Origin of the sequence: Arthrobacter sp. UCD-GKA, from assembly GCF_001863355.1 — a bacterium.
Lineage (GTDB): Bacteria > Actinomycetota > Actinomycetes > Actinomycetales > Micrococcaceae > Paeniglutamicibacter.
In genome coordinates, this window is record NZ_MOLR01000007.1 from 201004 (window position 1) to 223059 (window position 22056).

General features: G+C 66.1%; 19 protein-coding genes and 1 tRNA gene. 9 read left to right on the plus strand and 11 right to left on the minus strand.

What is annotated here, in order from left to right:
* Positions 1-172: 172 nt before the first annotated feature.
* The 5 genes from BLJ79_RS14010 to BLJ79_RS14030 form a co-directional block, all read right to left on the minus strand.
* A complete protein-coding gene (locus BLJ79_RS14010) occupies positions 173-676 on the minus strand; it encodes a GNAT family N-acetyltransferase (protein ID WP_083411306.1) in 504 nt (167 codons plus the stop codon).
* A gap of 101 nt (positions 677-777) precedes the next feature.
* On the minus strand, positions 778-1440 hold the full coding sequence (locus BLJ79_RS14015; protein ID WP_071215379.1) for an ABC transporter permease: 663 nt from the start codon (positions 1438-1440) through the stop codon (positions 778-780).
* Positions 1437-2171, minus strand: a complete 735-nt coding sequence (locus BLJ79_RS14020; RefSeq protein ID WP_071215380.1) for an ABC transporter permease — start codon at positions 2169-2171, stop codon at positions 1437-1439. The genes BLJ79_RS14015 and BLJ79_RS14020 overlap by 4 nt, the downstream gene beginning before the upstream one ends.
* Positions 2168-3235: an ABC transporter ATP-binding protein gene (locus BLJ79_RS14025; RefSeq protein ID WP_071215381.1), complete on the minus strand. Its 1068-nt coding sequence runs from the start codon at positions 3233-3235 to the stop codon at positions 2168-2170. Before BLJ79_RS14025 ends, BLJ79_RS14020 begins: the two co-directional genes overlap by 4 nt.
* A 141-nt stretch (positions 3236-3376) precedes the next feature.
* Positions 3377-4309, minus strand: a complete 933-nt coding sequence (locus BLJ79_RS14030; protein WP_071215382.1) for an ABC transporter substrate-binding protein — start codon at positions 4307-4309, stop codon at positions 3377-3379.
* Between the two features lie 374 nt (positions 4310-4683).
* Between BLJ79_RS14030 and dprA the strand changes: the two genes are divergently transcribed.
* From dprA to BLJ79_RS14045, 3 genes are all read left to right on the plus strand, one after another.
* Positions 4684-5982 carry a DNA-processing protein DprA gene (gene dprA, locus BLJ79_RS14035; protein ID WP_071215383.1) on the plus strand — a complete coding sequence of 433 codons (1299 nt, stop codon included), beginning with the start codon at positions 4684-4686 and terminating at the stop codon, positions 5980-5982.
* A 70-nt stretch (positions 5983-6052) separates the two neighbouring features.
* The gene (locus BLJ79_RS14040; RefSeq protein WP_083411307.1) at positions 6053-7036 is read left to right on the plus strand and encodes a tyrosine recombinase XerC; all 984 of its coding nucleotides are present in this window, start codon (positions 6053-6055) and stop codon (positions 7034-7036) included.
* A 132-nt stretch (positions 7037-7168) separates the two neighbouring features.
* Positions 7169-7672: a DUF3145 domain-containing protein gene (locus tag BLJ79_RS14045; protein WP_071215384.1), complete on the plus strand. Its 504-nt coding sequence runs from the start codon at positions 7169-7171 to the stop codon at positions 7670-7672.
* Positions 7673-8274: 602 nt separating this feature from the next.
* Here BLJ79_RS14045 and fabF read toward each other — a convergent pair.
* The 6 genes from fabF to aceE all read right to left on the minus strand — a co-directional run bounded on the left by fabF (position 8275) and on the right by aceE (position 16373).
* Positions 8275-9513 (minus strand): beta-ketoacyl-ACP synthase II, encoded by a 1239-nt coding sequence (gene fabF, locus BLJ79_RS14050; RefSeq protein WP_071215385.1) that lies wholly within the window; start codon positions 9511-9513, stop codon positions 8275-8277.
* Between the two features lie 249 nt (positions 9514-9762).
* The gene (locus BLJ79_RS14055; protein WP_007271483.1) at positions 9763-10008 is read right to left on the minus strand and encodes an acyl carrier protein; all 246 of its coding nucleotides are present in this window, start codon (positions 10006-10008) and stop codon (positions 9763-9765) included.
* A 98-nt stretch (positions 10009-10106) separates the two neighbouring features.
* Positions 10107-11162, minus strand: coding sequence for a beta-ketoacyl-ACP synthase III (locus tag BLJ79_RS14060; RefSeq protein WP_071215386.1), 1056 nt, complete (start codon positions 11160-11162; stop codon positions 10107-10109).
* Positions 11163-11176: 14 nt separating this feature from the next.
* On the minus strand, positions 11177-12100 hold the full coding sequence (locus BLJ79_RS14065) for an ACP S-malonyltransferase (protein ID WP_071215387.1): 924 nt from the start codon (positions 12098-12100) through the stop codon (positions 11177-11179).
* Between the two features lie 77 nt (positions 12101-12177).
* On the minus strand, positions 12178-13443 hold the full coding sequence (locus tag BLJ79_RS14070) for a PucR family transcriptional regulator (protein WP_071215388.1): 1266 nt from the start codon (positions 13441-13443) through the stop codon (positions 12178-12180).
* A 182-nt stretch (positions 13444-13625) separates the two neighbouring features.
* The gene (gene aceE, locus BLJ79_RS14075; protein ID WP_139194879.1) at positions 13626-16373 is read right to left on the minus strand and encodes a pyruvate dehydrogenase (acetyl-transferring), homodimeric type; all 2748 of its coding nucleotides are present in this window, start codon (positions 16371-16373) and stop codon (positions 13626-13628) included.
* 375 nt (positions 16374-16748) lie between these two features.
* On the opposite strand from aceE, the gene BLJ79_RS14080 reads away from it, so the two are divergent.
* From BLJ79_RS14080 to BLJ79_RS14105, 6 genes are all read left to right on the plus strand, one after another.
* Positions 16749-17123 carry a DUF3052 domain-containing protein gene (locus BLJ79_RS14080; RefSeq protein ID WP_139194884.1) on the plus strand — a complete coding sequence of 125 codons (375 nt, stop codon included), beginning with the start codon at positions 16749-16751 and terminating at the stop codon, positions 17121-17123.
* 4 nt (positions 17124-17127) lie between these two features.
* Positions 17128-17619, plus strand: a complete 492-nt coding sequence (locus BLJ79_RS14085; protein ID WP_071215390.1) for a redoxin domain-containing protein — start codon at positions 17128-17130, stop codon at positions 17617-17619.
* Between the two features lie 120 nt (positions 17620-17739).
* Positions 17740-17815, plus strand: a tRNA-Val gene (locus BLJ79_RS14090).
* A gap of 131 nt (positions 17816-17946) precedes the next feature.
* Complete coding sequence (locus BLJ79_RS14095) at positions 17947-19035, plus strand: ribonuclease HI (RefSeq protein ID WP_083411308.1); 1089 nt, start codon at positions 17947-17949, stop codon at positions 19033-19035.
* A gap of 409 nt (positions 19036-19444) precedes the next feature.
* Positions 19445-20617 (plus strand): acetylornithine deacetylase, encoded by a 1173-nt coding sequence (argE, locus tag BLJ79_RS14100; protein ID WP_286135420.1) that lies wholly within the window; start codon positions 19445-19447, stop codon positions 20615-20617.
* Between the two features lie 48 nt (positions 20618-20665).
* A complete protein-coding gene (locus BLJ79_RS14105; RefSeq protein WP_071215393.1) occupies positions 20666-21940 on the plus strand; it encodes an MFS transporter in 1275 nt (424 codons plus the stop codon).
* The last annotated feature ends 116 nt before the right edge of the window (positions 21941-22056 follow it).

Here is a 22056-nt window from a genome sequence, read left to right on the forward strand (position 1 = left end):
TGAATGCCAGGGGCACCGCTCGCGCGGCGTCGACGTCGCGGATGTCGATGGCTTGGATGTGGACGTGGGGTTCGGTGCTGTTGCCGGAATCCCCGCAGCCACCGATCCTGTGACCGGTGATTTCCGGCGGTTCCCTGCCGGTCGAACGCTCCATGACCGGGGCAGCAGCTGTTCAAGACCGTGCTGGGGAATGGTGATCGAGCCGGTACACGGCCAGGCCCTCGGGCGTCACCCCGTCGGCGCGGAAGCCGTGGCGCGCCAGGATGCGAACGGAAGCCAGGTTCCCCGGCTCGACCCGTGCGGACAGTGAAACCGGGCCGTATGCATCCCAAACGACAGGGATCGCCATGGCCACCATCCTCCCGGCCAAGCCCCTGCCCCAATGCTCGGGTGCCACCCAATAGCCGATTTCAACTGCCTCTTCGTGGCGGGAGGAGACCACCAGCCCGGCGGGCTCCCCGCCCAGGCTGGCGATGAACCAGCGCCTGGCTTCGGGGTGCTCCGGCGGCAACCCACCAAGCGCGGAATCAACCCGTGAGGCGATGACCCCGCTGTCCCAGGGGCGGCCGTCGCCCACGAAACGCGTGACGCGACCATCCGTGGCGAGGCGCGAGAAGAATTCCGTGTCTGCGCGGGTGAAACTGCGCAGGACGACATCTGGTTCCAAGGGTGGCATGGGACCAGTGTTTCAGATGGTTTCCCTGGAACCGGACAAGGACACATCGGCTCCCTGTTTCGCGGCCGCGCTCGCCGACCGCGTCGGTTGCCGGGGGCCCGCTACCTGGCGATCGCGCGCCTGGCCGGGGACACGGCCTTGACCAGCAAGGCCAGCAACCCGTCGAGCACCAGCGCCAGCGCGGTGACCAGCACCGCGCCGACCAGCACCTGGCCGTAGTCGTAGAGCGCGAGCCCGTCGAAGATGTAGCGGCCCAGCCCGCCCAGGTTCACGTAGGCGGCGATCGTGGCGGTGGCGACGACCTGCAGGATCGCCCCGCGCATCCCGCCCAGGATCAGCGGCAGCGCCAGCGGCAGCTCGACCTGCAGGATGATCCGGGAGTCCTTCATGCCGATGGCCCGGGCGGCGTCCACCACCTCGGGATCGACGTTGGCGACCCCGGCGTAGACCCCCGCCAGGATCGGCGGGATCGCGATCAGCACCAACGCGGCCAGCGGCGGCAGCAGCCCGATGCCCATCAAGAGCACCAGCAGCGTCATGATGCCCAGCGAGGGCAGTGCACGCAGCACGTTGGAGGCCGAAACCAGGTAGACCTTGCCCACGCCGGTGTGCCCGATGAACACGCCGACGGGGAACGCGAGCACCGCGGCGGCCGCAACGGCCAGGAACGAGTACCAGAGGTGCTCGCCGAGCCGGGCCGGGATCCCGGTCTCCCCGGCCCAGTTGGCGCCCTGGGCGAAGTAGGCCAGCATTTCGTTGATCATTTGGCCTCCCGCCCGGATGCGGCCAGCTCTTGCGGTGCCGGAGCGACGGGTGCGGGGCTGGTTCGCCGGCGTTTGCCGTCCCCGGAATTCGCCGCGGCACCCTGGTGCAGCCAGGGGGTCAGCAGCCGGGCGGCGACCGCGATGACCCGGTCAAAGACCAGGGCCACAAGCAGGATCACGATGATTCCGGCCAGGATCTGGTCCGGGTAGTTGCGCTGGTAGCCCGAGACAAAGAGTTGGCCCAGTCCACCCACGCCGATCACCGCACCCACCGACACCAGCGACACGTTGGTCACCGCGGCGACCCGGGTGCCGGCGGCCAGCGGGGCCACGGCCAGGGGCAGGTCCACGAAGATCCGGCGCCTCGCGTGGGAGTAGCCCAGGGCCTCGGCGGCATTGAGCACCTCCGGGGCCACGGCGTCCAGCGCGTCGAACACGGTGCGCACCAGCAGCGAGGTGGAGTACAGGGCCAGGGCGAGGACCACGTTGAGCGGATCCAGGATCTGGGTGCCGATGATCGAGGGGATCACCACGAATAGTGCCAGCGAGGGGATGGTGAAGATCGCACTGGCCACCGCGGTGATAATCGCCCGGGCACGCGGCCGGTTCCCGAAGGCCAGCCCGAGCCCCAGGGCCACCACGACCCCGACGAGGGTGGGGACCAGGCTCAGGTACAGGTGCTCAACGGTCAGCCCCATTGCCTGGGGCAGGTTGTCCAGCAGCCAGTTCATGCGCGGGCCTGCTCGTTGGGGCGCAGCAGCGGACCCAGGTCCGCCAGGGTGAAGTAGGAGCCGATGGTCCCGGTTCCATCCACCAGCAGCGCCGCGGAGGTCGGGGAGGCCAGCACCGCGTCCAGCCCGGTGCGCAGGGAGGCATCCGCCGGCACCAGCGGGTGCGGGCCGAACACGGCCCCGTCGGCGTCGATCCACGCGGCGGTGCCGGCATCGCGGTTGACCTGCACGCTCCATCCCGGGGACAGCGCGGACATGTCGATGAGTCCCCCGGGGCCGGGAACCGGCAGGGCGGTGGTGCCCAGGCCGGTGAGCGTCTCGAAGGACAGGGTGCGGAACCCGCGGTCCTTGGCGACCAGCGAGGCGACGAAGTCGGTGGCAGGCCGGGCGAGGATGTCGATCGGGGCGGCGTATTGGTGCAGCACCCCGCCGGGGGCCAGCACCGCGATGCGGTCCCCGAGGGTCAGCGCCTCGTCGATGTCGTGGGTGACCATCACGATGGTCTTCTTGATTTCGGCCTGCAGGTGGGCGACTTCCTGCTGCAGTTCCAGGCGCACGATCGGGTCCACCGCGGAAAAGGGTTCGTCCATGAGCAGGATCGGCGGGTCGGCGGCCAGCGCGCGGGCGACCCCGACGCGTTGCTGCTGCCCGCCGGAGAGCTGTGCCGGGTACCGGGTGGCCAGGGAGGCGTCCAGCCCGACCCGTTCCATGGCCTCGTGGGCCTTGGTGCGGGCCTCGGCCTTGGACAGGCCCAGCAGGCGTTGGACGGTGGCGACGTTGTCCMGCACCGTGCGGTGCGGGAAGAGCCCGGCGKTTTGCAGCACGTAGCCGATCCCCAGGCGCAGGGTGACGGCACGGATGTCCGCCACGTCCTGCCCGTCGATAAGGACCCGGCCGCCGGTCGGTGCGACCATGCGGTTGATCATCCGCATCGAGGTGGTCTTGCCGCAGCCGCTGGGGCCCACCAGCACCGTGAAGGAGCCGGTGGCGATCTGCAGGTCCAGGTCGGTGACCGCCTGGGTTCCGCCCGGGTAGAGCTTGGACACTGATTCGAAGGTGATCATTGCGGTCTCTTGGGGTCCTTGTCGTGGCGGTGCGGCGCGAAAATCCGGTCGGGGATGGGTGTGGCCCACCGGCGGGCAAGCCCACCCGTCCCCGAGTCGAATATGTGTTCTAATGCGGTCGTTCTAGGGCGGAATTCCGCGCTACTTGCCCAGCAAGCCCTGCTCGGTGAGCCACGTGATGGCCGCCTGCTTAGGCTCGACCTTCGCATCCCCGGAGACCTGCCCGTTGAGCTTGATCAGTTCCTCGGTGCTCAGCTTCGCGGAGATCGCATCGATCGCCGCAACGGCCTTGTCGTCGAGCTTGCCCTCCGCGGCGACCGGGACGACCTGCTGGGCCGGGAAGTTGTTCTTCGGGTCCTCGAGGACCACCAGGTCGTTGGCCGGGATCGCGGTGGACGTGGTGAAGATGTTCGCCGCGGTCACCTTCCCGTCAAGCAGCGCCTTCACGGTTGCCGGACCGCCGCCATCGGAAATCGGTTCGAACTTCACCGGTGCGAACCCGTAGTTCTTCTCCAGCCCCGGCAACCCCACGGCCCGTTCCTTGAACTCGGGCGGTCCGGCCATGATGACCTCGTCGTTGTGCGGCACCAGGTCCTCGATCGTCTTCAGGTTCCACTTATCGGCCGTGGCCCGGGTGACAACGACCGCGTCCTTGTCCTCGGCCGAGGCCGCGGTGAGCATGGACAGCTTCTTGGTGGCCAGCGCCGCGGGCAGGGCCGAAAGGATCGACTCCGGCGAAGATACGTCGGCGTTCTTGTCCAGGAAGAGCAAAAGGTTCCCGGTGTAGTCCGGGATCACATCGATCGAACCGTCGGACAGCGCCGGGATGTAGGCCTCGCGGGTCCCGATGTTGAACTTCGTTTCGACGGTGAATCCCGCATCCTTCAGCGCCTCGGCATAGAGGTTGCCGATGATCTCGGATTCGGTGAAGTTCGCCGAGGACACCGTAAGGGTGCCGCCGCTTGCCGAATCGCTGGGGGACGGAGCCGCGGTGGGATTGGAGCACCCGGACAGGATTAGGGAACCGGCCACGACGGACAGGGCTGCAATCAGGGGGAGCTTCTGTTTTCTCATGTGTGGTGCCTAGTTTCGTTTCAGTTGTTCCGACAGGCGATCGCCCCCGGAAGCACGTGGCCGTCGGTATGGACGTTGAACCCATCGTTACCTATTTGCACTCCCACAAGCAACATTTGTTCCGTTCCAACAGCCTCCCGGAGCCGGCGGGCGACTACCGCCGGCACGCTGGACGCACTTGCCCCCACAACCGGCAATGCCGTGTGCCCGCGCCCCGTCCACACGCCGCGATCCCTTCCCGAACCACAGGCAGCTGTCCACCGCACCATGGGGGGAACACCAAGACCCTCACGGCCCCTGCCCGAAGCCGAGCGGCACGGGCACGGCGCAACGCCCGGGAGGACGCCACCACACCAGCGGGAAGCAACGCCGACATGGACAACACCAACCCGGAGATCCTGGCGCGAGCCGGCCTCACCCACATCATCGAACCCAACGACCAAACCGGAGCCGCCCTCGTGCAGATAGCGGGAGCCATCGACGCCTACCGGCTCATCCACGACCATGCCGGACCTGCCCCCGCCAGCGAACAGCAACAAGTCGCAGAACTGCTCGACGCCCACGGAGCCTCCCGCTCCGCCCTGCGCCTGGACGCCGGGCTCGAACGCTGGCGCCCACGCGCGGCGCTCGCCGACCCCGAAGCGGACCTCAAGCTCATGACCCACCTCGGGGGAGGGCTTATCGCCCCGCACGACCCCCACTGGCCCACCGGCTTCGAAGCCCTCGGCCTCGCCGCACCGCTGGCCCTGTGGTATCGGGGAGAAGGGGACCTGGCCATCCTGCACGACACCTCCCGCCTGGTCGCCATCGTCGGATCTCGAGACGCCACGGAGTATGGACGCACCATCACCGCAGAACTCGTCCACGGGCTTCGCGAACACGGCATCTGCATTGTCTCGGGAGGGGCCTACGGCATAGACGCCCAAGCCCACCAAGCCGCGCTCGCCGAAGACGCGCCCACCAACCAGGCCCCGGGCCAGCCCGCCACGCCCCCAACCATTGCCGTGATGGCGGGGGGACTGAACCGCTTCTACCCCGTGGGGAACGAAGACCTGCTCAAGGCCGTCCACCGCCAGGGGTTGCTCATCGCCGAGGTGGCACCCGGGGCAACGCCCAGCCGCTGGAGATTTTTGCAACGCAACAGGATGATCGCCGCCCTGTGTGCCGCAACCATCGTCCCCGAAGCCCGCTGGCGCTCCGGGGCACTGAGCACCGCTCACCACGCAGCAGAAATGGGCCGCGAGGTCGGAGCCGTCCCCGGCTCCGTCTTCTCCGCCAACTCCGCAGGATGCCACCGTCTCATCCGCGAGGGCGCTGCAACCCTTGTCACCGACGCCGCAGAAGCCATCGAACTGCTCAACCTCCCCATGCAGTCACCCGCACCCGCCGAAGCGGTCCCCGCAACCCGGGACGCCGGCACCACCGAAGCGGAGGACCGCAGGGACTACGACGGACTGCCCGTCCAAGACCTGCTCCTGCTCGACGCCCTGCCCGTCCGCATCCCGCGCACCCCCGACCAACTGGCCATCGTAGCCGGACTGGGCATGGGATCGATCCTCGGGGGACTCTCCCGCCTCTCGGCCCGCTCACTGGCCCAACGCACCGGCAACGGATGGATACGCCGCTTCCCCAACGGACGCGAACCCCAACGCGGAGCCCCCCAGCCGGACTGAGCGACACCCTGCGCCGACCAACCGGCGTGGCACCATTGCCCCGGGCCCCCGCGCGGGAGACAGTAGAGACGTGCCAGAGCCAATCGAACAAAAAACCGAAGCCCCGCCCCTCCCGGCCGAGCTGCATGAAGCCCGCGACGGCTTCCTGAGACACATCGCCCTGGAACGCGAACGCAGCGAACACACCCTGCGCGCCTACGGAGGCGACATCACCAACCTCTACGCCTATGCCACCAAACGCGGTGCCACCAACATGGCAGGCCTCGACCTCACCCTGCTGCGCGGCTGGCTCATGGCGCTCCAGGAATCCGGCCTCTCCCGCGCCACCCTCGCCCGACGCTCCGCCACCATCCGCAGCTTCCTCGCCTGGGCAGTACGCGAAAACCTCATCACCACCAACCCGGCCATCCGCCTCCAGTCACCCAAACGCGAACAACGCCTCCCGCACATCCTGCAAAACAACCAAATCGAACGAATCTTCCAACCCACGCCCCAGCCACCCCGCGCCCCGGAGGACAAGACGCCGGACCCCAGCGCCGAACAGCTCGCGCTCGCCGACCGCGACAAGCTCATCCTGGAACTCCTCTATGCCACCCCCATCCGCGTGGGGGAGCTGGTGTCGCTGGATGTCGGCGACATCGACCTGGACCGGCGGACGCTGCGGGTCAACGGCAAGGGCAACAAGGAACGCACCGTCCCGTTCGGCCAGCCGGCGTTGAATGCCCTCGATGACTGGCTGCGCCGTGGCCGACCGGTCTTGCGCACCGATGGCTCCGCCCGTGCGCTGCTGCTGGGTCGTCGCGGGAAGCGCCTCGATGCCCGCCAGGCCCGCCAGGTGGTCTCGGACGCGCTCGCGGCGCTGGGGGACACCGCCGCGCGCGGGCCCCACGCACTGCGGCACAGCGCGGCAACCCACCTGTTGGACCGGGGAGCGGATCTGCGTGCCGTGCAGGAGATCCTGGGGCATTCCTCGCTTGCCACCACGCAGCTTTACACCCAGGTGTCCGTCGAGCGGCTCAAGGACAGTTACCAAAAGGCCCATCCGCGCGCATAAACCGAAGTCATGGTCGAAAGTCGCTGGCCGAACGACGTATAATCATGCACAATACTAAACAGGACTTACTGGACTTCGAATCAGGGTTGTTGACGTTGGGGAAGACGTTCCAACAGCACATCGGAGGAAAGCATGTCTGACGCACTGACAAGGGGCGTACTTTTCGTACACTCAGCCCCTTCAGCGCTGTGCCCGCATATCGAATGGGCGATCGGTTCCGTTGTCGACCAGCGGACCGACCTGCACTGGACGGAGCAGAGCGCGGCCCCCGGCATGTCCCGGGCGGAGGTCAACTGGACCGGCAAGCCCGGGACCGGTGCTCTTTTGGCGTCCGCTCTTCGCGGCTGGGCACACCTTCGCTACGAGGTCACCGAGGAAGCAAGCCCCGGTGTCGACTCGAGCCGCTGGTCCCACACCCCGGAACTGGGCATCTTCCATGCCACCACCGATGCCGCCGGCAACATCATGGTTTCCGAGGAACGCATCCGCTGGGCCTACGAAAAGGGTGCCGGGGATCCGGCCATCGTGTACCAAGAGCTCTCCATCGCCCTGGGTGAGGCCTGGGACGAGGAACTCGAACCCTTCCGCTATGCGGCCGAGGGCGCACCCGTGCGCTGGCTGCACCAGGTCATCTAGCCGGATCATCCCACCGCGGCAATCCGCGCCGCACAGCCACGGCTTTCCTGCGGGCCTTGCCGAAAGCAGCAGAGCGGCACGGCCTGGACGGAATGGTCACCATTCCAACCAGGTGGAACATCGCTCGGGGACAAGGCATCCGGCGAATTGGCGATTGGTTGCATCGCGTGTCGCATGCGGGCGATCCAGCTTCGGGAATGATGCGGGACCGTTCCACCCAGTGTCGTAGACGTCAGGCGCAAAACGCACAGCAAGCACCAGTCCGCTCCGGCGACCGGGATGCGCCGCGGCAACTGGAATTCGCCAGCCCCCTGGCCGCCCACCAACTTGGCACCGCTTCCGGCCTCAAGGCCCGGCGGCCTGGCAGTCCTTCATGACGTTGCCCGCATGGCCGCAGGCGCTGTGCTCCGGTGAAAACCGGGGACAGTTGGGCTTCCCAAAAGGACGCGATCGGCGACGGGGGGTCGCACCTTTGCGGCAGTTCGGGCCGGTTGTCCTTGCCGGCCCCGCACTTCCCCGACCCACCTCGGTAATGAGAATGCCCGGGACTCGAATCGGGTCCCGGGCATTGTCAGCTCGGCGGGTGCTGCCCCGCCAGGGTGCTAGACGCTGCGGATGGCAACGACGGCGTTGTGCCCGCCGAAGCCGAACGAGTTGTTCAGCGCAACGATGGAGCCCTCGGGCAGTTCGCGCGGGGTGCCGACAACGACATCCAACGGAATTTCCGGATCCTGGTTTTCCAGGTTGATGGTCACCGGGGCCTTGCGGTGGTAGACGGCCAGCACGGCAAGCACCGACTCGACGGCACCGGAGGCGCCGAGCAGGTGGCCCATCTGCGACTTGGTGGCCGAGACACAGACCTTGTCCAGGTGCGAGCCCAGGGCCGCACGCAGGGCCGTGTACTCGGGCTTGTCGCCAACCGGCGTCGAAGTCGCGTGCGCGTTGACGTGCACCACGTCCTCGGGCTGGATCCGACCGTCGAACATCGCCGCCTTCAGGGCGCGGGTGGCACCCAGGCCCTCCGGGTCCGGCGCGGTGATGTGGTAGGCGTCGGCGGTGACCGAGGTGCCGGCCAACTCGGCGTAGATCGTGGCGCCGCGGGCAATGGCGTGCTCCTCGGCCTCGAGGACCAGGGCACCGGCGCCTTCGCCCATGACGAAGCCGTCACGGTCGATGTCATACGGGCGCGAGGCGTGCTCCGGGTCGTCGTTGCGCTTGGACAGCGCCTGCATGGCGGCAAAAGAGGCCATCGGCATCGGGTGGATGGCGGCTTCCGCGCCGCCGCAAACCACGACGTCGGCCTTGCCCGAACGGATCAGCTCGAGGCCGATGTGCATGGCCTCGGTGCCCGAGGCGCAGGCCGAAACGGGGGTGTGGGCGCCGGCGCGTGCGCCGAGGTCCAGCGAGACGGCCGCGGCCGGGCCGTTGGGCATCAGCATCGGAACCGTCATGGGCAGCACGCGGCGCGGGCCCTTTTCCTTCAAGGTGTCCCAGGCGTCAAGCAGCGTCCAGACGCCGCCGATTCCGGTGGCAAACGCCACCGCCAGGCGGTCGTGGTCGACCGTCTCGATGCCGGAATCCTTCCAGGCCTCGCGCGCGGCAACCACGGCGAACTGGGTGGAAGGGTCCATGCGCTTCATTTCCACGCGGGAGAGGACCTCGGAGGCCGGAGTGGATGCCTTGGCGGCAAATTTCACCGGCAAGTTGTAGGTTTCAACCCATTCATCGGGCAGCGTGTGGGCGCCGGAAACACCCTTGAGGGCGTTGGCCCACAGGGTCGGGACGTCTCCGCCGATGGGCGTGGTGGCACCAAGGCCGGTGATAACAACTTTGCGAGCCATGTTGAAACTCTCTACTGGTTGGGGCGAAACGGCTAGCGAAGCTAGCGCGCGATCCAAGCATCGGGCCGCGGCACCAAGGGGTGCTGGATCCGGATTGAATCGAAAATCTGGGGATCGGTTACGAAACCGGTAAAGCGGATTGGCTGGCAGGTGCCGGCAAACCGGTGGCCATGGAGACCGGGGCGATGCACCCCTTGAAGCACGACCCGTATCGGGAACGTACCTCAAGGGGTGGCATCAATGCCTTGCTTAGGCCTGTGCGCCAGCGATGAAGTTCACTGCATCGGCAACGGTCTTGAGGTTCTTGACCTCTTCGTCCGGGATCTTCACGTCGAACTTTTCCTCGGCGTTGACGACGATCGTCATCATCGAGATGGAGTCGATGTCCAGGTCCTCGGTGAAGGACTTGTCCATTTCGACCGCTTCGGTCTCCAGACCGGTCTCTTCGTTGACGATCTCGGCCAAGCCGGCCAGAATCTCTTCGTTGCTAGCCATGATGGCTCCTTTTCTGTGTTTGCCGGTAACAAGCCCGACGACTATGCAGACCACAGGTGTGCGGTCCGAATGATGGGTTGTGTCCCTGGGGGTTAACCCTAGGGCAGGACAACGACCTGTGCGCCAAAGACAAGCCCGGCGCCAAATCCAATTTGCAGGGCCAGGCCGCCGGAAAGCTCGGGGCTCTCCTTCAGCATCCGGTCCATGGCCATCGGGATGGAGGCGGCGGAGGTGTTCCCGGAGGTGGCGATGTCGCGGGCGACAACCACCGACTCCGGCAGCTTCAGCTGCTTGACCATCTCGTCGATGATGCGCATGTTGGCCTGGTGCGGGATGAACGCGGCCAGGTCCTCGGCGGTGACTCCGGCGTCGGCCAGGGCCTTCTTGGCCATCTTGGCCATTTCCCACACGGCCCAGCGGAAGACCGTCTGGCCGTCCTGGCGCAGCGTGGGCCACAGCTGGGCCTCGGTGCTGGCGACCAGTGCGGTGCCCTCGGGGGAGGACTCGGCCTGCAGGACCGCGTCGCGCAGGTCCAGCTGGGAGTGGGTCATGCCGATGGCGGACCACTTCGAGCCGTCCGAACCCCACACCGACGGGGAGATCCCGGGGATGTCCGAGGGGCCGATGACGACGGCTCCGGCGCCGTCGCCGAGCAGGAAGGAGATGGTGCGTTCGTGGTTGTCGATGACGTCCGAGAGCTTTTCGGCGCCCACGACCAGCACGTATTCGGCCATGCCGGAACGCACCAAGGCGTCTGCCTGGGCCACTCCGTAGCAGTAGCCGGCGCAGGCTGCCGAGATGTCGAATGCCGGTGCCGGGGTGGCCCCGATGCGGTCGGCAAGGGCCGCCGCCGCGGACGGGGTGGCATAGGGGAACGTCACGGTGGAAACGATGACGGCACCGATCTGGCTGGCCTCGATGCCCGCCGAAGCCAGTGCTTCGCGGGACGCGCCTTCGGCCATGTCCAGCAGCGAGGTGTCTTCACCGGCGCGCGCACGGGTCACGATCCCGGTGCGCTGCTGGATCCACTCGTCGGAGGAATCGATCCACTGGCAGACGTCGTCGTTGGTGACGATGACATCGGGGCGGAAGGAGCCCACACCGTGGATGCGGCTGAATTCGCGCGCGGTGGTCTGGTTCATCACTGCAGTCATGGTTCGGTGACTTCCTATGCTTGGGTGTGTTCGAGTACGAAGGCGCGTGCCGCCTCGAGGTCTGCGGGGGACTTCAGGGCCAGAGTGGGCACGCCCTTCAGGCCGCGGCGGGCCAGGCCCACCAGCGTTCCTGCCGGGGCCAGCTCGATGATCCCGGTGACGCCCAGTGCGGCCATCTGCTCCATGCACTTGTCCCAGCGCACCGGGCGGGAGACCTGGGCAACCAGCGAGGCGAGGTTGGCCGCACCACCGGTGACCGGGGCGCCGTCGTAGTTGGACAGCAGCGTGGTGCTCGGGTCCTTGGCCTCCAACGTTGCGGAGAGTTCCTCCAGCACCGCCACGGCCGGGGCCATGTGGTGGGTGTGGAATGCGCCGGCGACCTTCAGCGGGATGACCCGGGCCTTGGCCGGAGGATTGGCGGCGAAGCCCTCGATCTGCTCCAGCGTGCCGGCGGCAACGATCTGGCCTCCGCCGTTGGCGTTGGCCGGGGTCAGCCCGGCGGCGATGATCGACGCGTTGACTTCCTCGGAGTCCCCGCCGAGGACTGCGGCCATGCCGGTCGGGGTTGCCGCGGCGGCCAGGGCCATGGCGTTGGCCCGTTCACGCACGAAGACCATGGCGTCCTGCTCGGACAGCGCGCCGGCCAGTGCGGTTGCGGTGATCTCGCCGACGGAGTGTCCGGCCAGCACGGTGTTGGCCGGCAGTGCCTCGCCAAACAGGGCGCGGGCGGCCACGAGGCCCGCGGCCACGATCAGCGGCTGGGCCACCGCGGTGTCCTTGATGGTCTCCTCGTCCGAGACCGTCCCGTGGGCGGTAAGGTCGCGTTCCGTGATGGCGGAGAGTCCGGCGAGATGTTCGGAAACACCCGGGACCTCAAGCCATGGGGAAAGGAATCCGGGGGTCTGGGAGCCCTGTCCAGGGCACACGATTGCTAGCACTACTCCAGCTTTCCAAAGAAGTCGGTCACGACGGCTGTTTTGACACACCGACTTGTCGGCATGCTTTTGTATGAATCCTACAAGGTGGCGGGGCCCTTGCGCGGCACCGGTTGCCGCGTTTCGGGCAAGTTTGCAGATGTTTCGGTGTCCAGCCGGCCGACCACCAGTGCGGTTTGCAGCACGAAGGCCTCGCGCGGCACCAGCGGATCCCAGCCGGTGACGTCGCAGACCCGCTTGAGCCGGTACCGCACGGTGTTGGCGTGGACGAACAGCTCGCGGGCCGTCCCTTCCAGCGAGTGGCCCAGCGACAGGTAGCTCGAAAGCGTCTCGATCAGCCCGTTTCCGGCCTTGATCAGCGGGTTGTAGATCCCCGAGACCAGCGCCTCGCGCGCCTCGGTGTCGTTGTTCATGACCCGCTCGGGCCACAGGTCGTCGGCGTCCACGGGGCGCGGGGCCAGCGGCCAGGCCTTGGCTGCGGCGATGGCGGCAAAGGCGGCCTTGGCGCTGGCGGAGGCCTCTTTGAGCGTGGGCGCCAGCGGGCTGTAGACCACCGGGCCCTCGCCGAAGAACGAGGCCAGGCGGTCCATTCCGGCACGGTCCGCCTCCACCCCGCCGAGCATCAAGATGGCTCGTTCGCCGTGGACCCCGACCAGGGAGTCGCGGGCGTAGCGGGCGGCGGCGCGGCGGAGTTCGCTGACGAATCCGACCTGCGAGGAGACCGGGGTGGCACCGATCATCACCAGGATGTTCTCGTGCGACTTCCATCCCACGGCCGCAATCCTCGAGCGCAGGGAATCCTGCGACTCGCCGCGCATCACCGCATCGACCACAAGCGCCTCGAGCCGTGAATCCCAGGCCCCGCGGGTCTCCGCGGCCCGGGCGTACACGTCCGCCGCGGCGAAGGCGACCTCCCGCGAGTAGCGCAGGACCGCTTCGCGCAGCTGGGTGTGCTCGGATTCCGGGGCGATGTCCGGGACCTGGGATTCGACGACCTCCACGATGGTGCGGATCAGTTGGAGGGCCTTTTGCAGGCTGATGGACCGGGTCAGCTCCGTGGGGGCCGCACCGAAGACGTCGTTGAGCACCCATTGCGGTGAGGTGGTGGGCCGCTCGTACCAGGAGACGAAGGAGGCGATGCCCTTCTGGGCCACCAGACCCAGGGCCGCCCGCTCCTCGGGGCGCAGGCCGCGGTACCAGGGAAGGGACTGGTCAAGGTGCTTCAGGGCCACGGTGGAGAGCACGCCCAGGTGCTGCTTGAGCCGCTTGAGGGTTTCCGGGCTGGCCTTGGCTTGCCGGAAGGGCCGGATCCGTTGGGCAGGATTCGGCGTTTGCTCATCACTCATAGAACGAGCATACGCATCATCGGCCCGGTGAACTATTTTGTAGGCTTCGCACAACCAGGCCGCGAAGCGGCACAGCCGCGAGATCGGGTGCCGAAGCCGGCAAATGCACGTAAAAAAGCGGTGGCGCGGCTCCCCGCCAAGGGGGAGCCGCGCCACCGCCGGTGCTCACGTGCCGCGGGAAACTAGGCGTCGCCGCCCGCGTTGCCGCTGGTGCCGGCGGTCACGTCGTCGAGCTTGTACTTGGCAAAGGCGGCTGCCGGCACCGAGGCGTCGACCTCCCCGCGCTTGGCCAGCATCTGCAGCGTGCGAACAACCACCGAGTGCGCGTCGATCTTGAAGAAGCGACGTGCCGCGGCGCGGGTGTCGGAGAAACCGAACCCGTCGGCGCCCAGGGTGGCGAATTCGTTGGGCACGAACTGGCGGATCTGGTCAGGCACTGCCTTCATGTAATCCGAGACCGCAACGACCGGGCCGGTGGCACCGGCCAGCTGCTGGGCAACGAACGGCACACGCGGCTCGGCGCTCGGGTCGAGGAACGACTGCTCCTCGCACTCCAGGCCGTCGCGGCGCAACTCGTTCCAGGAGGTGACGGACCAGACATCGGCCGACACGCCCCAGTCCTCGGCGAGCATGCGCTGGGCATCGATGGTCCACGGGACAGCCACACCGGAGGCGAGCAGCTGGGCACGCGGTCCGTCGACGGTCGCCGGGGAGACCTGGTAGATGCCGCCGAGGATTCCGGCGACGTCGAGGTTCTCCGGCTCCTTGGGCTGCTGGTAGGGCTCGTTGTAGATCGTGATGTAGTACATCACGTTCGGGTCCTCGTGCTTGCCGCCGTACATGCGCTCGAGGCCGGCCTTGACGATGTGGCCGATCTCGTAGCCGTACGCCGGATCGTAGGTGACCACGGCCGGGTTGGTGGAGGCAAGGATCGGGGAGTGCCCGTCCGCGTGCTGCAGGCCCTCGCCGGTCAGCGTGGTGCGACCGGCGGTGGCGCCCATGATGAACCCGCGGGTCATCTGGTCACCGGCTGCCCAGAAGGCATCGCCCGTGCGCTGGAAGCCGAACATCGAGTAGAACACGTAGATCGGGATCAACGGCTCGTCGTGGGTGGCGTAGGCGGTGCCCGCTGCGGTGAACGCCGCGACGGCGCCGGCCTCGTTGATGCCCGGGTGGATCAGCTGCCCGGCAGGGGATTCCTTGTAGGCAAGAACCAGTTCGCGGTCAACAGAGAGGTAGTTCTGTCCGGCCGGGTTGTAGATCTTGGCGGTCGGGAAGAAGGCATCCATGCCGAAGGTGCGCGACTCGTCGGGCACGATCGGGACGACACGCTTGCCGAATTCCTTGTCGCGCATCAGGTCCTTGAGCAGGCGCACGAAGGCCATGGTGGTGGCCGCCTGCTGCTTGCCCGAACCGCGGGAGGCAGTGTCGTAGGCCTTGTCCTCGGGGAGGTGGATCTCCTTGGACTTGGTGCGACGCGACGGCACGGGGCCGCCGAGCTCGTTGCGGCGTTCCATCATGTACTTGTACTCGGCAGAATCCTGCGTCGGACGGTAGTACGGCGGCAGGTACGGGTCGGCTTCGAGCTGCTCGTCGGTGATCGGGATGCGCAGGTGGTCGCGGAAGGCCTTGAGGTCTGCCAGCGTCATCTTCTTCATCTGGTGCGTCGCGTTGCGCGCCTCGAAGTGCGGGCCCAGGCCGTAGCCCTTGACCGTCTTGGTCAGGATGACCGTCGGCTTGCCCTTGAACTCGGTGGCTGCCTTGTAGGCCGCGTAGACCTTGTGGTAGTCGTGGCCGCCCCGCTTCAGGTTCCAAATCTGCTCGTCGGTGAGGTCCGAAACCATTTCCTTGGTCTGCGGGGACTTTCCRAAGAAGTGCTCGCGGACGAAGGCGCCGTTTTCGGCCTTGTAGGTCTGGTAGTCGCCGTCCGGGGTCTGGTTCATGATGTCGACCAGCGAGTTGTCTTCGTCCTTGTCGAGCAGGGCATCCCACTCGCGGCCCCAGACAACCTTGATGACGTTCCAGCCCGCACCGCGGAAGAATGCCTCAAGTTCCTGCATGATCTTGCCGTTGCCGCGAACCGGGCCGTCGAGGCGCTGCAGGTTGCAGTTGACCACAAACGTGAGGTTGTCTAGCTTCTCGTTGGCAGCCAGCTGGAGCAGGCCGCGCGATTCGGGCTCGTCCATCTCGCCGTCGCCCAGGAAGGCCCAGACGTGCTGGTCCGAGGTGTCCTTGATGCCGCGGTTCTGCAGGTAGCGGTTCGACTGCGCCTGGTATATGGCGTTCATCGGGCCGATGCCCATGGACACGGTGGGGAATTCCCAGAAGTCCGGCAACGAGTGCGGGTGCGGGTACGACGGCAGGGCATGGCCCTTGCGGGACTTCTCCTGGCGGAAGCCGTCCATGTCCTCTTCGCTCAGGCGTCCTTCGAGGAACGCGCGGGCATACATTCCGGGGGAGGCGTGGCCCTGGAAGAAGACCTGGTCGCCTCCGCCTGGGTGGCTCTTGCCGCGGAAGAAGTGGTTGAAGCCCACTTCATAAAGGGTTGCGGCACCGGCGTAGGTGGAGATGTGTCCGCCCACTCCGACGCCCGGGCGCTGCCCGCGGTGCACCATGACCGCGGCGTTCCAGCGCATGAAAGCTCGGTAGCGTCGTTCAATCTGCTCGTCACCCGGGAACTCTGGTTCCTGGTCCACCGGAATCGTGTTCACGTAGTCCGTGGTGGTAACCATGGGGACGCCCACACTCTTGGCGCCTGCGCGCTGTAGCAGTGAACGAACAATGTACTGGGCACGCTCGGTGCCCTGCGTTTCGACCAGATCGTCGAAGGACTCAATCCATTCGGCGGTCTCCTCCGGATCCCGATCGGGCAACTGGCTGGTCAAGCCGCTACGGATGTGAGAAATATGTTCCTCTACAGCCACGTCCATCTTCTCCTCGTTATGGGGGTACAGCGGGGACTGTGCATTGGGCGCAAGTAAGCATCTCCAACCCACAGTGGCGTTGCTAGCGCCAAAGGTTTGGCCCGTTCCCCAAGGGTGGTTGGTCGCGGACCGCCGATTACACTCTAATGCGCATGCCGACCCAAAACGTATCCGGGCTAAACACATGCGACCTTTTGAAGTTACACGGCGAATGTGCCGAGAGCCGAATGCGGGTCGAAGTCGTCACTATTTCRGCGTGTTGAAGGCTTTGCGCTTGATGGGAAGGCCAAAAGGGTGTTTGGTTGTTACCAGACGCTTTACAGCAGCAGGAGGAGTGACGTGAGCGACGCCGCACCGGCAAAGCACGAAGCCGCACAGAAAATGGGCTTCAAAGACGGGGACCTGATTCAGGAACTCGGGTACGACGACGATGTGGACTTTGATCTGCGCGATTCCCTTGAGGACGCAGTGGGTTCCGAACTACTGACAGAGGAAGACCACGAGGTAGTCGACGGAATCATCTACTGGTGGCGCGATGACGACGGGGATTTGATTGATGCCCTGGTCGATTCGCTGGTCAGCCTGGATGAAAAGGGCGTCGTATGGCTCTTGACCCCGAAGTCGGGTCGAGACGGATACGTTTCACCTGCCTCGATCCAGGCCGATGCACCCACCGCGGGCCTCCACGTGACCAACACCGAGGGTGTTTCCGAGGATTGGTCGGCCACTCGACTTGTTGCGCGCCGCAAGAACTAGCGCTGTGGAACCATCTCAAACGGCGACGGGGAGTCCCTCCTCGCCGCCGCGGGCCGGTCAAACGGCCCCGGGCTTCGCCCTTCCCAACCAACACGGTGAACTCATCGAGTCCCGATCCTTGGGGGAGCAGGCCTACTTCCTGGTTTTCTATCCGTTCGCGTTCTCCGCGGTCTGCGGGTCGGAACTGGAAGAACTGGAAGAAGTGCGCGAAGAATTTGCCGCACGAAACACCCGCATCATGGGTGTCTCGGTGGATCACAAGTACGCACTGCGCACCTATGCGGACCAAGCCCGATTCGGGTTTGATCTGCTGGCCGACTTCTGGCCACACGGTGCCGTAGCAAGCAGCTACGGCGCATTCAACTTCGAGTCCGGCGCGGCAACGCGGCACACGTTCCTCATCGCAGAGGGACGCGTGGTGGATTCCTTTAGTTCACCTATCCATCAGGCGCGCGCCATCGCGCGCTACCGAGAGGCGATGGACCTACTCACCTAATTGTTGTCGAAGAATCTTTGCGTCTATTTCGACAGCTCGGGCGGGTACATTGCCAACAGTCATATTCTTGTCACGAACACTTCCGGCGGAACGTCAACCAAAAGAATTCAGTAGTGCCAAGGGCCTTTAGCTCAGCTGGTAGAGCGTCACGTTTACACCGTGAATGTCATCGGTTCGATCCCGGTAGGGCCCACCAATAGATGCCCGCCCCGTGACCCAGGACCCTTCCTGGATCGAGGCGGGTATCAGTTTCTGTGCCTTCGGCGCACTGTCGGGCAACAGTGGACGCCGCGACTAAGTGTCGGTAGCGGCGCGCAGACTGGTCACATGGAAAATGTGCTTGCCCTCGCCAGTGGGGACATCCTTAAGCGCGAATACAACCGCGCCGCCGTTCCGCGCGAACCGAACGACAAGCTTCTGGATGCGTTGGTTCATGTCGCCTTTGCCTCGTGGTCCAACAGCTGGGAAAAGAAAAGCCTGGTGCGCTGGATCGTGGTCGCCCACGACATCCGCACCGGCGCTCGGATCCACCATGGCGAAACCAAGAATCCGCGGCCCATGGACGAAATCCTGGCCGACATCCATCGGGTGGTCTGCGATGCCGGGGCTCCAGCCTGGTTGGCAGTCCCCAGCAAACGCGGTGGCGTTGCTGCTCGGTTGCATGAAACCGGAACGCCCGTCACCCGCGGCTTGGACCCTCGAAACCGTGCCGTGGGCATCCTGATTCCGGAGATGGCGCACAAAAGCCAGCGGCAAAGCCAAGACGCCATCCGTGCTGGACTCTTGCGCCCGGAGCAACGCGCGGCACTGAGGACGGCCGAACCGGTCCCTCAGCACCCGGCGACCGAGAAACATTACTGGTGGCCCGAATACCTGGATGTCAGTGGCACGAACACGAACCAAATGGTGTTGGCCGCCGATGCGTCCCTGGATCCGCAAGGGGCCAGCGGAGTGGGCGTAGTCAGCAACCGCGGGGACGTGTGCATCCGGTCGTGGCACAGCGACACCAAGATCGGACAGATGGAATTCGAGGCTGTCATCCTGGCCATGGAAATGCTGTGCGGTGTTTCAACCCATCATGCGATGGTGCTCAGTGACAGCAAGGATGCCCTCAAAATGGCGCGAACGCTTGCGGCGAACCTGGTGCCGAAACCTGGTTATTGCGGGATCAGCGACGATGCACGTGCCCGCTTCCTGCAGGCCTGGTCGTCTGTGGAAGCCGAGGTGGAATTCCAATACGTCAGGGGCCATGTGGGCCACCCCTTGAACGAAGCCGCAGACGAACTTGCGAACCTGGCAAGGCTTGCAGCCAAGCAACCGCAACACCTTGTCGAGGAAGAGCTCTGGCGTCGGGTTGACTCCGTCCGCGCGGATTTTCGGGGCGCGGACGGCTACGTGCAGGCGGCGGGGCGCTGAATTGCCCCTGCTCGCGAGGCAAACGACCCGACCCCGGAACCCCTAGATATTGATCCATTGGACTGGCTGCCGCGCGCGAAGGGCCAACCCGGAGGGATCCGCCCTTGCATTGGGACTCCGGCATCCCTGCAGGGCGGTCGATCGGCGCAGCGGTCCCTGTGACGACGGACCTTCGTGGGCCACGGCTGTCCGCGTCGTCCCACGCCGGACGGCGCACGGCACGGAGCCAGGGGGCAAAATTGGTGATCCTCATTACAATAAAGTGGTCAGGTGCTCCAAATCGGTGTTGGTTGTTACGTTGCACATTCATCGTTCAAGGGCCCGACCGCTAGCGATGAGAGACTTTTTGCGGCCCATTTCAGTTTTCCCCTTGGCAACCGGGCCTCCGCCACGAACACGAGGAGTAGCAGTGCCACAAGCACCCAGCGCATCGACCATGGCCGAGATCACGAAGCTGATCGGCTTCGACACCACGAGCCGCGACACCAATCTTCCGCTGATCGACTACGTCGTGGGACGGCTCGAAGCCCTGGGCATCGCCTCGACCCTGGTGCACAACGCCGAGGGCGACAAAGCAAACCTGCTGGCCACCATCCCGGCCGCCGACGGCACCCGGACCGGCGGCATCGTGCTCTCCGGGCACACCGACGTCGTGCCTGTCGACGGGCAGGACTGGAGCAGCGATCCGTTCACCCCCGAGGTCCGCGACGGCAAGCTGTACGCACGCGGCACCTGCGACATGAAGTCCTTCGTTGCGGTGATCATGGCCAAGCTCGATTCGATCGCGGCAGCCAAGCTGAACGAGCCGATCCACCTGGCCTTCTCCTACGACGAGGAGGTCGGCTGCCTCGGCGCCGTGGACCTGGTTGCCGCCATCACCGAGGCGGGCCTGGCCCCGCGCGGGTGCATCGTGGGGGAGCCGACCAGCATGCGCGTGGTCCGCGGCCACAAGTCGGTCAACGTGATCCGCGTGGACTTCCACGGCGTCGCGGCACACTCCTCGCTGACCACCCAGGGCGTCAACGCGATTTCCGCCGCGGCCGAATTCACCGGCTTCGTCGACTCCCTGGCGCGGGGCTTCAAGCAGGACGGTCCCTTCGACGAGGCCTTCATCGTCCCGTACACGACCACTACGGTGAACAAGATCTCCGGCGGCATCGCGGTCAACACCATCCCGGCCGGTTGCACCCTGCACTTCGAGTTCCGCTCGATCGGTGCCGATGACCCGGGCGCCTTGATCGAACGCTACCGCGCCGAGGCCAAGCGCATCGAAGGGGAACTGCAGCAGCAGAACCCGGCCGCCCGCGTGGACTTCACGGTGCTGGCACAGACCCCCGGCCTGGACACCCCGGAAGATGCGGGAATCGTGGCCCTGTCGGCCAAACTGGGCGGCACGCCCAGCCCCGACAAGGCCACCTACGGCACCGAGGCCGGATTGTTCTTCAATGCAGGCATCCCCACCGTGGTCTGCGGCCCCGGCGACATCGCCCAGGCCCACGCCCCGGACGAATACATCGAACTCGAACAGATCGCCGCGTGCGAGGCCTTCATCGAGAACCTCATCACCGAACTGAGCGCCTGATTCGCACCGCGACTTCACGGTGCCACATCCACCCCCAAGGAGAAACCCATGGCTGAGACATTAGCCGCCACCCCGCAGCAGCTCGCTGCCGCCAAGAAGGCGGTGATCAGCAGTTCGATCGGTGCCGCCCTGGAATGGTTCGACATCATCGTCTACGCGACCTTCGCCGTCGTTATTGCCGAGAACTTCTTCCCGGAGTCGGACGGCACGATCGCGTTGCTGCTGACCTTTGCCACCTTCGCGATCTCCTACGTGATCCGCCCGCTGGGCGGCATGGTGCTGGGCAGCTTCGCGGACCGCAAGGGCCGGAAGAATGCCCTGACGCTGACCCTGATGCTGATGATGGTCGGCACGCTGATCATGGCGGTCGCGCCGACTTATGCCCAGGTCGGGGTGTGGGGTGCGGTGATCATCCTGGTTTCCCGTTTGGTCCAGGGCTTCTCGGCCGGCGGCGAGTTCGGCACGGCAACCGCCTTCTTGATCGAAACGGCCCCGCACAAGAAGGCCTTCTATGCCTCGTGGCAGGTCGCCGCGCAGGGCGCCTCGATGCTGCTGGCCTCGGCCTTCGGCTACGGGTTGACCCAGTGGCTCTCCGAGGAGGCGCTGTACAGCTGGGGCTGGAGGGTGCCGTTCTTCGTGGGCCTGCTGATCGGTCCGGTGGGCCTGTACATCCGGGCCAAGCTCGACGAGACCGAGGAGTTCACCAAGGGAGAGAAGACCAAGACCCCGCTGAAGGACCTGTTTGTGCACCACTACGGCCGCCTGCTGGCAGGTTCGGCGGTCATCGGGGTGGCAACCATCTCGGTGTACATGATCCTGTACATGCCGACCTTTGCCGTGAAGAACCTGGGCATCCCCGCCACCGCCGCGTTCCTGGGCGGCGTCGTGGCCGGGTTGGTCGTGCTGGTCGGCGTGCCGTACGTGGGGCACCTGGCCGACCGGATCGGTCCGGCCAGGGTCATGACCTATGCCGCGATCGGCGCACTGCTGCTGGCCTGGCCGTTGTTCCAGCTGATGGTCACCAAGCCAACGGTCCCGATGCTGATCCTGGTCATTGGCCTGCTGGGTGTGATCATGGCCTTCTACTTCGGCCCGTTGCCGGCGCTGCTGTCTTCGCTATTCCCGGCGGCCATCCGCGGCACCGGCCTGGCCGTGACCTACAACGTCGGGGTGACGCTGCTTGGCGGCATCGCCCCGCTCGTGCTGACGTGGCTGCTCAGCGTCACCGGGTCGTTGAATGCGCCGAGTCTCTACTACATGGCAATTGCCGTGATTTCCCTCGTGGGCCTGTACTTCGTGCGCAAGCGCTACAAGCAGGCCTAGCCAGCCAGGCCTTGCGTCGTTGGCAGGTGGTCCTTGGGGACCTGCCGACGACGCGGGCCCGGCGACCCGGCGCGGGCGCCGGTGCAACTTTGCGTGCTCCGGGACGGGCACGCGCC